10 protein-coding genes are annotated in these 14,029 nt (G+C 46.8%); 8 read left to right on the forward strand and 2 right to left on the reverse strand.

Annotation, left to right across the window (positions count from 1 at the left end):
- Positions 1 to 273: 273 nt before the first annotated feature.
- The 4 genes from apcA to IXB50_RS05845 all read left to right on the forward strand — a co-directional run bounded on the left by apcA (position 274) and on the right by IXB50_RS05845 (position 3,572).
- A complete protein-coding gene (apcA, locus tag IXB50_RS05830; protein WP_215608009.1) occupies positions 274 to 759 on the forward strand; it encodes a globin family protein in 486 nt (161 codons plus the stop codon).
- Between the two features lie 59 nt (positions 760 to 818).
- Positions 819 to 1,304, forward strand: coding sequence for an allophycocyanin subunit beta (apcB, locus tag IXB50_RS05835; protein ID WP_215608010.1), 486 nt, complete (start codon positions 819 to 821; stop codon positions 1,302 to 1,304).
- A gap of 384 nt (positions 1,305 to 1,688) precedes the next feature.
- Complete coding sequence (locus IXB50_RS05840; RefSeq protein WP_215608011.1) at positions 1,689 to 1,892, forward strand: phycobilisome linker polypeptide; 204 nt, start codon at positions 1,689 to 1,691, stop codon at positions 1,890 to 1,892.
- Positions 1,893 to 2,174: 282 nt separating this feature from the next.
- Positions 2,175 to 3,572, forward strand: a complete 1,398-nt coding sequence (locus IXB50_RS05845; RefSeq protein WP_215608012.1) for a trypsin-like peptidase domain-containing protein — start codon at positions 2,175 to 2,177, stop codon at positions 3,570 to 3,572.
- Here IXB50_RS05845 and IXB50_RS05850 read toward each other — a convergent pair.
- A complete protein-coding gene (locus tag IXB50_RS05850) occupies positions 3,569 to 3,754 on the reverse strand; it encodes a chlorophyll a/b-binding protein (RefSeq protein ID WP_215608013.1) in 186 nt (61 codons plus the stop codon). The two genes, IXB50_RS05845 and IXB50_RS05850, sit on opposite strands and share 4 nt — an antisense overlap.
- A 739-nt stretch (positions 3,755 to 4,493) precedes the next feature.
- Between IXB50_RS05850 and IXB50_RS05855 the strand changes: the two genes are divergently transcribed.
- Positions 4,494 to 4,886, forward strand: a complete 393-nt coding sequence (locus IXB50_RS05855; protein WP_215608014.1) for an AbrB family transcriptional regulator — start codon at positions 4,494 to 4,496, stop codon at positions 4,884 to 4,886.
- A gap of 309 nt (positions 4,887 to 5,195) precedes the next feature.
- Here the strand turns inward: IXB50_RS05855 and IXB50_RS05860 are convergent, their stop codons facing one another.
- Positions 5,196 to 10,541, reverse strand: coding sequence for a hypothetical protein (locus IXB50_RS05860; RefSeq protein ID WP_215608015.1), 5,346 nt, complete (start codon positions 10,539 to 10,541; stop codon positions 5,196 to 5,198).
- Between the two features lie 613 nt (positions 10,542 to 11,154).
- Between IXB50_RS05860 and IXB50_RS05865 the strand changes: the two genes are divergently transcribed.
- The 3 genes from IXB50_RS05865 (at position 11,155) to cobT (ending at position 13,976) form a co-directional block, all read left to right on the forward strand.
- Positions 11,155 to 11,859, forward strand: coding sequence for a Crp/Fnr family transcriptional regulator (locus IXB50_RS05865; protein WP_215608016.1), 705 nt, complete (start codon positions 11,155 to 11,157; stop codon positions 11,857 to 11,859).
- A gap of 166 nt (positions 11,860 to 12,025) precedes the next feature.
- Positions 12,026 to 12,832 (forward strand): DUF2232 domain-containing protein, encoded by an 807-nt coding sequence (locus tag IXB50_RS05870; protein ID WP_215608017.1) that lies wholly within the window; start codon positions 12,026 to 12,028, stop codon positions 12,830 to 12,832.
- Positions 12,825 to 13,976 (forward strand): nicotinate mononucleotide-dependent phosphoribosyltransferase CobT, encoded by a 1,152-nt coding sequence (gene cobT / locus IXB50_RS05875; protein ID WP_246564136.1) that lies wholly within the window; start codon positions 12,825 to 12,827, stop codon positions 13,974 to 13,976. The genes IXB50_RS05870 and cobT overlap by 8 nt, the downstream gene beginning before the upstream one ends.
- The last annotated feature ends 53 nt before the right edge of the window (positions 13,977 to 14,029 follow it).

Below are 14,029 nucleotides of genomic sequence, written 5' to 3' on the forward strand. Positions count from 1 at the left end.
TACAAAATGTTACGCACCCTCTAAGAAAGTTAGCTGAATGCCGGAGAATATTTTCGGAAGGTAGCTAAGCTAACACAAGATTTCTCGAAATCTAAGCTGATATTTGGCATGCTTCAAGAATCGAATTAAGCATTGGATCAGCGCATAGGTCGCCTGCTTGATTTGATTTAGAGTAGTAATAGGACTGTTATTTACCTAATCAGGTAATACCTGTCTTTTCAAGGTGAACATCAGTTGTTGCACCTGGATATATTCTTTCGGAGGAATCCATAGATGAGTATTGTCACGAAATCTATCGTGAATGCCGATGCTGAGGCCCGTTACCTCAGCCCTGGTGAATTAGATCGGATCAAGGGTTTCGTTACGTCTGGTGAGCGTCGTCTACGCATTGCTCAGGTTCTAACTGAGTCCCGTGAGCGCATCATCAAACAGGCTGGTGACCAGCTTTTCCAAAAGCGTCCTGACGTTGTTTCTCCCGGCGGTAACGCTTACGGTGAGGAAATGACTGCGACTTGCCTACGTGACATGGATTACTACCTACGTCTCGTTACCTACGGCATTGTTGCTGGTGATGTGACTCCCATTGAGGAAATCGGCTTGGTCGGTGCTAAGGAAATGTATAACTCCCTAGGCACATCTATTCCTGCTGTAGCTGATTCAGTCCGCTTTATGAAGAGCGTTGCATCTTCTCTGCTATCTGGTGACGATGCCGCTGAGGCCGCTTCTTACTTTGACTACGTTGTTGGCGGACTTCTGTAGATCTGCATTGAGTTACCTCGTTGGACCACGTCATCAAATTTCATTAAGGAATACAGATTATGCAAGACGCAATTACTTCTGTAATTAATTCTTCTGACGTTCAGGGTAAATACCTTGATCAGTCAGCTATGGATAAGCTAAATGCTTATTTCCAGACTGGTGAACTTCGTGTTCGGGCTGCTACTGCTATCGGTGCTAACGCCTCCGAAATCATTCGTGATGCTGTTGCCAAGGCGCTGCTGTACTCCGATATCACTCGTCCTGGTGGCAACATGTACACCACTCGTCGCTATGCTGCTTGCATTCGTGACTTGGACTACTTTCTCCGCTATTCCACCTACGCTATGTTGGCTGGTGATCCTTCCATTATCGATGAGCGCGTACTCAATGGTCTGAAGGAAACCTACAATTCTCTGGGTGTACCTGTAGGCGGTGTTGTTCAAGCGATTCAGGCGATGAAAGAAGTTACTGCTGGCCTGGTTGGCTCTGATGCTGGCAAGGAAATGGGTGTTTACTTCGACTACATCTGCTCCGGCCTTAGCTAGGTCAAGCTCATGTAGTTTGGATCGGTCTAACCGATCTAACTCTGTTTCGGAAGTCTGAAGCGAGTGTTAGGTAGTCAAAACCTGTCCCTATCGAGAGATTTTGGCTGCTTGTCATTGGTTATTGGACTTCCGAATTTTTGAGTCTATGCTTAGCTCATAGGGTATGGTTATAAATAACCATAGCTATAGTGCTATAGCTTCGTTTTTACATAGGTAGCTTGAGGCTTTGCGCATACCAGACTGAACAAAGACTGGTTTGACCTGAGTTCAGCTGATAGTTAGCCAGATTTAACTAAAGCCAAAATGTCACCACTTAAGTTGACAGGCTTTTCCCAACCAATTTGCAAAATTAGTTTTTGTTTAAGAGTAGGAGACATCTCTGCTATGCGTATGTTTCGGGTTACTGCCTGTGTGCCGAGCCAATCTCGTGTTCGCACCCAGCGCGAGCTACAGAATACTTTTTTTACTAAGCTCGTTCCCTACGACAGCTGGTTTCGCGAGCAGCAGCGAATTCAAAAGATGGGCGGCAAGATTGTTAAAGTAGAACTAGCAACTGGCAAACCTGGAGCCAATACTGGCCTGGCATAAGCTTTTATATCTTTATAGAAGATAAAAAAGGGGGGCAACTCAGTTGCTCCCCTTTTTTGATCTCAATGATTTTGAATACGTTTATAAAGGCTTTGTGTGATTCTTACCAGCTGAATGGGATTGATATGATGCGATCTTCTGTATATTTCTGAGACAGAGGCTTTTGAGAAGTTTTGCCTATGCCCAGCAAATGGCGGCAAGATTATAAATCTTTTTTGGATCACCGGAATGGTTTCTGGGCTGAAAGTATCTTATAGAGAAGTTCACTCTGCTAAGAGAGCAATGACATCCATCTTTCTAAAATCCTGTACAGGTCTATTGGTATGTGCCCTTGGGTTTAACGTTATGGGTGCACAGTTTAAGGTGGAGGAGGGGTTGATTCTAGCATCAGCCCAAGCCCAAGGGATTGATGAAGAAACCAACGTACGGGTGTATCAGCAAGCAAGTCCTGCTGTCGTAGCCATTGATGCGGGGGATAGTACAGGCAGTGGTAGTATCATCACCCCAGAAGGATTAGTGTTAACCAATGCCCATGTTGTTGGAGATGCAACTCAGGTAACTGTACGCTTAGCAGATGGACGTCAGTTTACAGGTCAAGTCATTGGGTATGCAGATGAGAGTTTAGATCTGGCAGCGGTGCAAATCGACGGCGGGGATAATATATTTCCCATGGTGCCCTTAGCCACTAGTGTTACCCAAGTAGGTCAACAGGCATTTGCGATCGGGAATCCATTTGGTCTGCAAGGAACGTTTACCGTTGGCATTGTTAGCCGTATTGATGCAGAACGTGGATTGCTCCAAACGGATGCAGCGATCAACCCTGGAAATTCGGGTGGTCCTTTGCTAAATCGCAATGGTGAACTGATTGGGGTGAATACGTCAATTTTTACAACCGGGGAAAATGCAGGCAGTATTGGTATTGGGTTTGCGATCTCAACTCCCCAAGTCAGACCATTTATCACAGCTGTTCAAAACGGAACGGCAAGCACAGTCGCATCTCGCCAGCACCAAATAGACCGTGCTCCATCACCAATTGTCATTGACGGCAATGTCATCCGCGCTCGTCTTGATAGCAGCAGTAACCTATTGCCTGACAACAGTTACTTCAATGCTTACACCTTTGAAGGACATGCTGGTCAGCGTATCAGTATCGATATGAACAGCAATCAGGTGGACTCCTATCTATTACTCTATGGACCTAACCAAGAATATCTGGGAGAAAATGATAACAATGGCAACAGTCTCAATGCTCACATAGAAATTACCCTACCCACTGATGGCACCTATTTTGTGTTTGCTAATTCCTCTGGTGCAAGCGAACAGGGCCAGTATGAGCTACGCATCAGCAGCTTAGGCAGTGCCAGAAACTACCTTCTAAGTGAAAGCGGCACTCTGAATACTCAAGACGGTCGCCTAACTGATAACAGCCTTTATGATGAATACCTATTTAGTGGACAACAGGGCCAAGAAGTCACCATTACACTCACCAGTCAGGATTTTGATGCCTATCTACTGCTAATCGACAATCAAGGCAACAAGATTGCTGAGAATGATGATATAGCCCGAAATAATAGCAACTCAACTATACGCATATCGCTACCCTACACGGGGCAATACCGAGTCATTGTTAATACCTATGACCAAACAGGGCAAGGACAATATCAAATGAATGTGCGCTAGGGCAACCCTAACCACGTAAAGAAATCCTGCCGTGTAAAGAATTCAAGTAGCAACAAAGCCAAGAACCCTACCATGGCAAAACGACCGTTGATTCGTTCTGCATAGGTGGTCCATCCAAAACCAGGAACATCAGACAATTGAGATTGTGACGCATCAGGCTCTACCGGGTCAGACTTAGACATACCACAATCAAAAAACTAGAAAACAACCAGGAGATAGCTCCTCAAAAATGAGCAACTTAGCTCCAAAAGCCTCGCCATCAAACATATCCCAGTTAAAGCCTATAGCTTTCTGGGCGGCAAAATAATCATCCTGAACATGAAGAATGTTGATTATTAAAACTGTTGATAATTTTATACTATCGATTACGCATCGTTGGCATAACTTTCAACTCAATCCCTTTAAGACGCAGACATCGTGGCCTCTGAAATTTTATGAATCAGCAGTTCCTACAAGGTTCTCGACTTTCGTTTATATCCTTAGTAAAATCAAATTAAAAGTAGAGGAAACACTAAACTCAAACTTTCTAAGACATAGTCATTAGACTAAAAGAAATATAGATTGGATATCTCATCAGCATTTTTTCGACTATAACGTTTAGTATTTTATTTGGGGGATTCATCAAAACTTGGCCATACCTAATCTTAAAAGACAATAATTTATTACCATCACGAAGGTCTATATATTCAAATACTTTACATTCAGAATCTTATTTATTGAAGAGAACATTCACAGTTAAAACTCGTGCGAGTTGAGCTTGTAAATACTTCTAGATAAACAGGTTTTTTGTCTGTTATAATCAGAGTCCTAACTGGAAATGTGCTGTGCAAAAATCATTAACTGAGAGTTATATAGCCTCAATTTAAGCACTTTTCTACCATCACCTCTTTATTAGACCTAATCATTAAATCACCAAATCCGATGGCTGATACCAAAACCACGCCCCTTACAGGGAAAGCGCTGCTTCAGAAAATGAAGGAGATCACCCATCTACCAAAGCGAGAGAAAGCTAAGGAGTGTGGGTATTACAGCATTACAAAAGACAAGCAAGTTAGAGTAAATCTGACTGATTTTTATGATGCTTTACTTGCAGCTAGAGGTATACCTTTAGGTCCAGAAAGTACTAAAGATGGGCGTGGGCGTGAACCAACTTATCGCGTTAGTGTTCACAAGAATGGTCAAATTGTTATTGGCTCTACTTACACTCAGGAAATGGGGTTAAAGCCAGGGGACGAGTTTGAAATTAAGCTTGGTTATAAACATATTCATCTCATTCAATTAGGTGAGAATAAGGATTCAGATGACGAGGACTAGATACTTCCTCAAAGCATCCTTGAGAATTTACCAAGCATTTGATATTGCCAATGTATTAGCACTGTAAAGTCACTTCAAAACTAATATGGCTATAAGACAGGGAGGAGGATTTATTGTCCTCTTCCCTGTCTTATAGCTTTGAAAAAGCTTTCCTTTTGCACTAGTTATACAAAATCCTGGCTGATAGCGCCCAGTATAGAAGGGCAGCCAAAAGGGAGTGCTCCTACAGGATTGTCTATTTTTCTATCAGCATTTGCTACAACGTCCTAAGAATGTATTCAAACGTTCTCTATACCTATGTAAATCTAATTAGGCAAAAGTCTCCAGCTGAGCAATCAATGGTTCTTCTAAGGTTTGGACCTTATCAATCAGTAACCGCTTGACATAAGCGCGCAGCTGTTCAGCCTGGGCCTCATTAGGAATATACATCTGTCCACCTGACTCGGTTACAGTTTTGCTAAAGAGCGGTGTTTGCAATAACGCTCGATAGGTGGGTAAGTCAGTGGTGCGATCGCAAATCAGTCCTCGGTCCGCGACGGTCGGCACCAACCCAGGCGGGAGATGTCCCTCTAGTAAGGCCAAAATATGTAAATGACAAGCTTGGGTATTAATGCCACGTTGTTCTAGCAAATGCATAATTGCCCCCACCGGCAGTGGTTGCTGAGGAAAGACCCTGAGCAACTCCATCAGCAAAAAGTAGTCACTATACTGCTGACGCGTGACATTGAGCACCTGTCCATAGCGCGCTAAATTCACTAAGCCATAGGCCACTCGACTACAACTCTGAGGCAACTCACTGGCATAAGTATCTTGAATAATGGTGGCATTGGGAAACTTTTGGCGCAGCCATCGCGCAATAGCCGGTAGGGATGCCGAGCCACCGGTACAAATCACCTGCTTAATGGATTGAGCATCCACACTATGGTGGCTCAACAACACATTCAGATAGCGGTTAATCCGCTGAATATAAGGTAAAAAGATGAGGTTTTCGAGATGGCGTCGCTTAATCAACCAGCGCTGTCCTGCCAACGCGATCTGAATATGACTTTGCTGCTGTAATGCCAACTTTAGATGGCGGGCTGCCGCTAACAAACTCTGCCCCAAATTAGATCCCAGTAGTCGCTGCTGTAGAGCATAGCGCTGGGCCCAGTCCACATGGCCAATTGTCGGTAACGTCAGGTTATCCAAATTGAGTTGTGCCCAATCAGCATCCTCAGCAGAAAGATGCCCCTGCCAATCCCAGTTGATAGTAGCATCCGCGTCAGTCAGAGGCTGACGCCGCTCTTCGGGCAACAATAACTGACAAACGATATCTTGATCTAACGCATCTCCAGCATAGGCAAACCCACGCAGGGCAAAGTCAGCGTAGTTGAGGCCGGTTAAATCTTGGGGTAAGTTGACCAAGCCTAGCTCGGTCATGACAGCTCCACCGCTAATGACCACGGTGCCTTCTTGCCACTGACAGTTGTACAAGCTGGGCTGCCGCGATAGCGATACTGTCTCGGACAGAGATCCATCGTTGGGATCAGGCAAACCCGACAGAATGGTTGCGATCGCATCTTCCACAAACAAAATTTGCTCAGGCTGATCAATTAAACCAGCTGCCAACACGGCCTCTCGCAAGTTAAAGCTGTAGGTATCAGGCCAGTTAGTGGGATAGCCCACAATGACCCCCTGCAATCTTGCCCACACCTGATTGAGGCTATCACCCTCTAAACCGACAACCTGCCCTCGATCAACTAGATATTTGAGCAAGGCCACCATAGCCTGCAGCACCTGCAGCAGCGGCAAATCTACCGTGTCTGACCAACGGAGCCAGGGATCCGATGTCGGTAGGTTCTGGCCATGGCCAACGGCCACCTTGAGCAATGGCTTGAGACGGTTGACACCCACTAGTTCTGGCGTTGATGAACCCGAGTCAGTCAGTAGATCATTTAGATCGCCCAAAGCGTCATAGCCCACAGCAACCGTATCCTGAGCCGATGTCATAACCGCCACTGCAGGTAATCGAAAGTGCTTAGTATCGTCCGCCGCCGTTTGCCAGTAGAGAGGATAGACTTGGCCGGTTTGCCGATTCATCAGCACAGCAGATAACCCTGTAGCCCCGACATCCAACCCCAAAAACCATTCTCCATCAATATCTATGGTCGGAGGCTCTGGTACCGTGACAGGGGGAACAGGTACAGGCGGGGTTGGGAGGGCCACTGAACTATCCTCAGGCCCAATACCTACCTCTGAAATCGGCTCGACTAAATCATCAACACCGTCTAGCATCTCCCCAACATCCGGAACCTCGACGTCAGGCACCTGCACTGGTGGCACCTGGGACAACAATGCATTCGTCTCAGATGCTAGAGCATCGTCAGCTCCCGTTCCTAGCTCCAAGCCTAATTCCATTAGAGGATCCATCACCTGAGTATCCTCAGGAGTGGTTTGCGCAGTCGCGTCGAGAGCTTCCAAATCAGTGATTGACGATTCTCCAAACAAATCATCGAGATCACCTAAATCAAGCTCCTCTTGCGACTCTGCTTCGCGAGCAGACAAGGGCAAGTTATCTAAAAGCAGTAAATCGTCCAAATCATCTGCCAAATCCGCTGAGACAGCATCAAGGGACATATCGTCAGATGGCGTTTCTATAGAGGTTTCCCCTAGCTCTTCTGTCCCTTCAAAAACATCAGCATCTGTATTCGATAGTAAAGCTTCTACAGATTGAGTTTCCCCATCGTCCGCCATTGTCTGCCAAAAAGCCGCTTGCTCTGCTTGCAAAAAGTCATCAGCTTCTGGAGACGTTGCATCTAGCTCCTCTCCTGATAAATCGGGTGGCAAATCTGGCGTGGAAGCCGAGTCTAATCGTGGCTCTGTTTCCTCTACCGAAGGAACCACAAAGGCTTCATCCTCAACTATCACAGGTTCTTCTAAATCAGAAAGGAGCTGACCGACAATCTCATCAGTCGACTCCTGAGATAACGCATTGGAACGCTCACTTAATCCACCCAATTCATCGGCAAGGGAATCGGGCAAACCATCATCAAACTCATCCACCTCTAACGGATCTACTCCCAGACCTAGCAAGTCTAAGTCTGGAGCACCATCATCAGGCGCAGATGGCAAAGCCATAACATCCACATCTTCTTGATCGGACGGATCGTCCACATCAACCGTATCAGTGGGAAACCCCTCAAACAGGTCAAGTCCCATATCCTCAACGGTTTGCAATGAAGCCTCGTCAACCGGCTCACTACCTTCCTGGGTTGTACTTTCAATAGCACTATCCCCAGGGTTAACCAGCTCAGAGACTGGCTCAGCATCAAGGTTCAAATCTTCCAGATTCAAGTCATTAACAATGGTTTCCAAAGTGACTTGATCCAAGGGTTCAAGAGAGTCATCTTCTTCGACACCATAATCGGCAGAGAAGGTGTCATCGGCTAGCTTTTGTAAATCCTCATCTAACTGCTCAACTAGCTGCCCATCGTCAAAGTCAATCAACAGATGTTGCTCAGCCCCTGATTCCACTAAGTTAATCAGATCTTCGTCTGCCGATGCGGCGATATAAATATCGTCAGGGACATTATCTGGAAAGTCCTCGACCGTCTCTGGGGTTCGTTCATCAGGCAATAGGTCTGACAGGGAGCTCACCGTATCACTAACATCAGGCGACTCGTCACTAATATCATTCTGGTTCGACAGACTGTCACCAAAGAGGTTTTCGACTGTTGCCTCTTCTGGTACTTCCGCACCAGTGTCCTCAGGGATAACGTCTCCAGAACTCTCTAAAAAACCTATTTCCGTCGGCCTATCATCTAAAGCATCTGGAGATGGTGATAGTGAAGCATCATCTGGCGCTTCAACGGGACCTCGATCAAATAACCAGTTATCGGCCACTTGATTAGCATCAAACAAATCTGTATCCGTCAAGGACACAATGCTAGGCTCAAATGTCTGGGTGCTCTCACCATCCACATCCGAAGGATCAAAAAATAGTACGTCATTGGTTCCTTCATCCGGATCTATCAAGTCATCTGACAGCTCCGCCTCTTCCAATAAATCCGACGGTTCTGCAGCTGATGCTTGGGGCTCCAATTCCAAACCAGCATCAAGATTAAATAGCTCCTCCTCAGCCTCTATCTGGGGTAATGTATCTGGATTTGAAGCATCATCGAATCCCCCTTGCGCTGACGAGTCGCCATCGTCAGCGGCAAGGGCAAGCATGCCAAGGCTCTCATCAATCGCTCCCAGAGCTGAGTCCAACTCAAACGATCCAGGTAATCCTGCTAAATCAACCGTGCTTACATCATTGGTCTGCCCAGGATCGTCTAATGATTCATCTACCTCTAAGTCATCCTCCATGGCGACAGAGAGTTCCTCTAAATTAATGTCTGACGATGAGATCGCATCCTCCAAAAGCGCTAGTTCGGAATCAACATTTAGCCCTGGGTCGTCTTCGGTTTGTATTAAGGTAATCTCTTCTTCTAAGTCAACTCCTGGATATGGAACGCTACTAGATTGGATCAGCGTAATATCTTCATCAATATCAACGTCGCCCGATGCGATCGCATCCTCCAACAGTGCCAATTCGGCCTCAGCATCAGACACCTCGTCGGATTGGATCAGGGTAATATCGTCATCCTCATCAATAGGCAAGAGCCCATCCTCTAATAGAGCCAAATCAGAATCAATATCCAAACCCGGATCAACGATGTCCGCTCCATCGTCTACCTCCAAAACCAAATCATCCAAGGCTTGATCAAGCTCATCAGGCTGGACAGCGCCCAAATCCACCTCAGTGGTGCCTGTTCCCACCCCTTGATCTTGCAACACCGCTTGCTGTACAGCAGCACCCAGATCTCCTGTCAGATAAGATGAAGCATCCTGACCCAGTTGCTGAGCAAGATGATTAATAAACGCATGGAAAATGACTTCGCCTTGACGGCCCAAGCCATGCATTTGGTCCAGCCCTTCTTCCAAGGATTCACGATAGCTGTCAACGCTTTTTTGCAACGAGTCAAAGACCACCGTCAAGGTATTGTCCAACTTTAATAGCAACTGATCCGACTGGGCCTGCAGCAATCGCACTTGCTCTAGACGCTGCCCCGATAACAACGGCATCGGATTATCGGCAGTTGACAACTGCTCTATGGCGGCTGACTCCATCGCAGCAAAACTTTGCACCATTTGAGTCGATAGCTGCTCCTGGAGCCGCTGCATCAACACTTCTAAAAAGTCAGCAATCTGCTGCTCCGATTGCAGAGGATCAGACTTACGTTGTGCCTCTAAAACATTAAGCTCTGCCTGTACACTATCCCGCCTCTGTTGTAGCGACTCCAACTCCTGTCGCATCGGTTTAAGGGAGTTCTCTCTGAGATATCGCATCTCCAGCAGCAATCCCTGCAGCACCTGAGAAGCAGACTCTTCAAAATCGGCTGGAGCAGCCTGAGGAGACACAAACTGCCCCGTCCCTGGGTCAATCGGCCCCCATCCCCCTGGAGAATCAAACATCTGCTCCAGGGATTGCAAATAGCTAAATAGTTTTCCTAAAAGTTGACGCTGCCGTTCAGCCTCGCCCGACAAACCCAACGGCAAGCGGGCAGTCGGTTTAGCCAGAGTAGCTTCAATTTCAGCAATGAGGCGTTGGATTTGATCCTTTTGAGAAGTCACAGTGCGGCCTTTCAACAACGAACTCTGTAAAGCGGAGGAGTACCAGCCCAAGCGTGGGCACACCAGCCCAAGTATAGACACATCGGCCTCTACCAATGGAATGCCCAAAGTGTAAAGCAGGCTGGCTAAAAAATCACAATTTCCTCCTATCTACGAGCATCCGAGGAAAAATCCTGATAGAGCCATCTAAGCCTATGTAGATCAAGATGGATGCATCGTCTGCAGATGGATGCCATCCTAATCGATGTGATTAGACCTGATGCTTGAGATATGAAGTTAAGTTAACGAAAGTTTGAGTTAGGGAGATGATGCAATCGTGCTGTAACCTGTTTTAGACAAACCAGAGGCGAACTAAAGACAAACTAATCCTGCATGTTTCAGAGAGTTATCGTCTTAAGGACTAAGCTATGGGTTGAGGCTAGGGCCTAACCCATGGAGTTAAAGCCCTCACATCACTTAGATGAAAACCATTGAGATCCGCTTGAGTTCTTTGCTAAGTTCTATCATGCGCCTGACGCCTGAGTGGAGCTGGTTTTGTCACATAGCAGACTGACCCTCGACTGTCCCATCATATTGTTTAACTGAGTCCACCCAACCGTGGCTTCCTCACACTATGGATAGCAAATACGGTAACCGAGATACTTCAGCTGGCGAAAGTCTGATCGCAGCCGCTCCTTTTTTTCAGGAGCTACCTGAATCTACGGTTCAACAAGCAACCGCTCAGATTGTCACACGTCGACATCCAGCGGGCCAGGTTCTGCTATTAGAAAATGACTGGGGTAATTCTGTTTACTTCATCCTGGAAGGTTGGGTCAAAATTCGCACCTATAACCTAGATGGCAAGGAAGTAACCTTAAATATTTTGGGTAAGGGTGAGCTATTTGGCGAAATGGCTCCCTTGGAGGCAGTGCCCCGATCCACCGATGTGATTACTCTAGCAACAACTATGATTGGGAGCATGCCAGCCCAAGATTTTGTCACCCTACTCAACAGTGAACCCCAGGCAGGCATTCGACTAGCCAAGCTCATGGCTCGACGGCTGCGGCAGGTCAATCGAAGATTACGGCTGCGCGAATCAGACAGTCAGTCTCGGGTAGCAGACGTTCTTCTGTTCCTTGCAGACGGCCAGGGAACCCTCGGCGCTCAAGGAGTTGAAATTCCCAACTTACCGCACCGCGAACTCAGCAGCCTCAGTGGATTAGCCAGGGAAACGGTCACTCGCGTTTTAAGTAAGCTTGAAAAAAAAGGGCTGATCAATCGGGAGCGCGATATTATTCGGATTCCATCCATTGATGCCTTAGACCGTCTGCTGGTTTAGCAGATAGTTTCTATTTACCAATATTTTCTGGTGTTGCTACCCCTTGAGATCATGTCACCTGTCAGGTGGGTACAGGCTCATAAATCAACAACGATTATTTTCTGGAGCAGTTTCTAGTACGTAGAGAATAGACTAGAAACATAAGCAAAGGAGTATCCTCAGCACCATGGAGCAGCCAGACGACTATCAGTCAGAGATACAACCGTCAGAGTTGGCTGATAGCATTAGCTCCAGTGATGTTGACGATTTTGATCTAGACCGCCCTTGGATAGAGGATGAGGATATTACTCCTGTCTCTCCTGGGCCTACCGTCACCAAGCCTAACGATCTGAACAATAAAGGGCCTGTAGCGATGGTAGAAACTGCGTTTCTTGCCAGTGCAGCTAGCCTGATGTGGCTGATTAATCTTTATTTTCCCCCTGGACCCCTATTACGCATTTTGTTTCCAGTACCTGTCGCCCTGGCGTATCTGCGTTGGAATCATCGTTCCGCTTGGATGACTACGCTGGTATCCGGCTTACTCTTGGCTATTTTGATTGGCCCCCCCCGCAGTCTGCTGTATGTGATCCCTTACGGCATGCTTGGGGTACAGCTTGGCTATCACTGGCGGCATAAAGCTTCCTGGTTGATTTCACTACCGATCGGAGCGTTGATAGTCACCCTAGGTATATTTTTTCGTATCTGGCTGCTGTCATGGATGGCTGGGGAAGATCTATGGGGCTATTTGGTCGCTCAGGTTGTACAGCTGACAGATTGGATCACAAATCGCTTGTTAGATTTTGGTCTGCTTGGGCTAGGAGCCATCGGTCAGGTTAGTCCTGGCATCATTCAAATTGCAGCTGTTTCCATGGTGTTTTTTAGCAGCATTGTCTACCTCTTTACGGTACATCTGACGGCTTGGATCCTCTTGGAACGGATGGGCATTGAGATGCCACCGCCCCCTCAATGGGTTCAACAGATCCTTGATGAGTAGTCCTCTCACCATGCCATTAAATTCATCAGACGCCCATTGCCTAATTGCTCACCATACAAACATCGATATTACTCAACGTTGGCAGCAAAAATATCAAGGGAAACGCCCTTGTTATATCTGTATTTTAGGATTTACAGAAACAGCTCTCGTTCCTGATATTTCAGCAGCTGGCAATACGCCTAAAGCACGCAGAATGACGGCAGTGGCTGATGCTGAATTTATCTATGATGGCCCTAGCCCAAATCCTCACTACCCCCTACCTCCACTCCAGGCAGGCGTCTCTCCAGCACTATTAACACGAGCCATAACAACCGGATTAAATCTACCCGTTTACCTATTCAACACGGGTTTACCCTATAGCCCTAGCGTCCCTCATATAGATATCGATGGGGCCATTGCCCGCTGTGTCAGCTCTGGACAGGCACTCCCTTTAGACAAAGTTGACCAGTTATTTAATGCCGGCCTGCGCTGGGGAAAAACGTTAGGTCGACGCTTTAGTGACAGTTACCTGATTATTGGGGAGTGTGTGGTAGCAGGTACTACCACCGCTCAGGCCACACTGACTGCTCTAGGGTTTAATGTAGCCGGACTAATCGGCAGCAGTCATGCCATCTGTAACCACAAGCAAAAAACTGAGTTAATTGAAACTGGTCTGCAGGGTCAACCAGCCAACCAAAGCAAACGAAGCGTATGGGAAGCGATCGCAGCCGTTGGCGACCCCATGCAACCCTTTGCCCTCGGCATGACCCTAGCCGCTAGCCAGCATAGTGGCGTTCTTCTTGCTGGCGGCAGTCAGATGATTGCTGTTTACACAATGCTTCAGCAGCTCGGCTCACGCTATCCATGGAACTCAAATAACATCGTAATCGGAACAACCCAGTGGATTATGAACGATGCCACTAGCCAGCTGATGAAGCTAGCCCGCACCGTTCCCACCCCTCCAATTATGAGTAGCCAATTTTCATTTAAGCAGTCAAACTATCCTCAGTTCACCCTTTTTGAACAAGGATATGTAAAAGAAGGCGTTGGGGCAGGAGGCTGTTTAATAGCAGGACATTTGTACCAAAACTGGCAGCAAACTAAAAGTTTACAAGCTATGGAAGCATTACTAGAAAGCTGCCTTAAACAGTCGAAACCACTATAGGAAGGATAGTGGTCACTCGATTCAATCTAGCAACATCAAGCCACCACAGCATC

The sequence above is a fragment of the Leptothoe spongobia TAU-MAC 1115 genome, from assembly GCF_018739885.1.
Lineage (GTDB): Bacteria > Cyanobacteriota > Cyanobacteriia > Phormidesmidales > Phormidesmidaceae > Leptothoe > Leptothoe spongobia.

What these genes read in the sequence shown, in the direction of transcription:
- apcA (WP_215608009.1), top strand. Translation starts at nt 274, where the DNA reads ATGAGTATTGTCACGAAATCTATCGTGAATGCCGATGCTGAGGCCCGT.
- apcB (WP_215608010.1), top strand. Translation starts at nt 819, where the DNA reads ATGCAAGACGCAATTACTTCTGTAATTAATTCTTCTGACGTTCAGGGT.
- IXB50_RS05840 (WP_215608011.1), top strand. Translation starts at nt 1,689, where the DNA reads ATGCGTATGTTTCGGGTTACTGCCTGTGTGCCGAGCCAATCTCGTGTT.
- IXB50_RS05845 (WP_215608012.1), top strand. Translation starts at nt 2,175, where the DNA reads ATGACATCCATCTTTCTAAAATCCTGTACAGGTCTATTGGTATGTGCC.
- IXB50_RS05850 (WP_215608013.1), bottom strand. Translation starts at nt 3,754, where the DNA reads ATGTCTAAGTCTGACCCGGTAGAGCCTGATGCGTCACAATCTCAATTG.
- IXB50_RS05855 (WP_215608014.1), top strand. Translation starts at nt 4,494, where the DNA reads ATGGCTGATACCAAAACCACGCCCCTTACAGGGAAAGCGCTGCTTCAG.
- IXB50_RS05865 (WP_215608016.1), top strand. Translation starts at nt 11,155, where the DNA reads ATGGATAGCAAATACGGTAACCGAGATACTTCAGCTGGCGAAAGTCTG.
- IXB50_RS05870 (WP_215608017.1), top strand. Translation starts at nt 12,026, where the DNA reads ATGGAGCAGCCAGACGACTATCAGTCAGAGATACAACCGTCAGAGTTG.
- cobT (WP_246564136.1), top strand. Translation starts at nt 12,825, where the DNA reads ATGAGTAGTCCTCTCACCATGCCATTAAATTCATCAGACGCCCATTGC.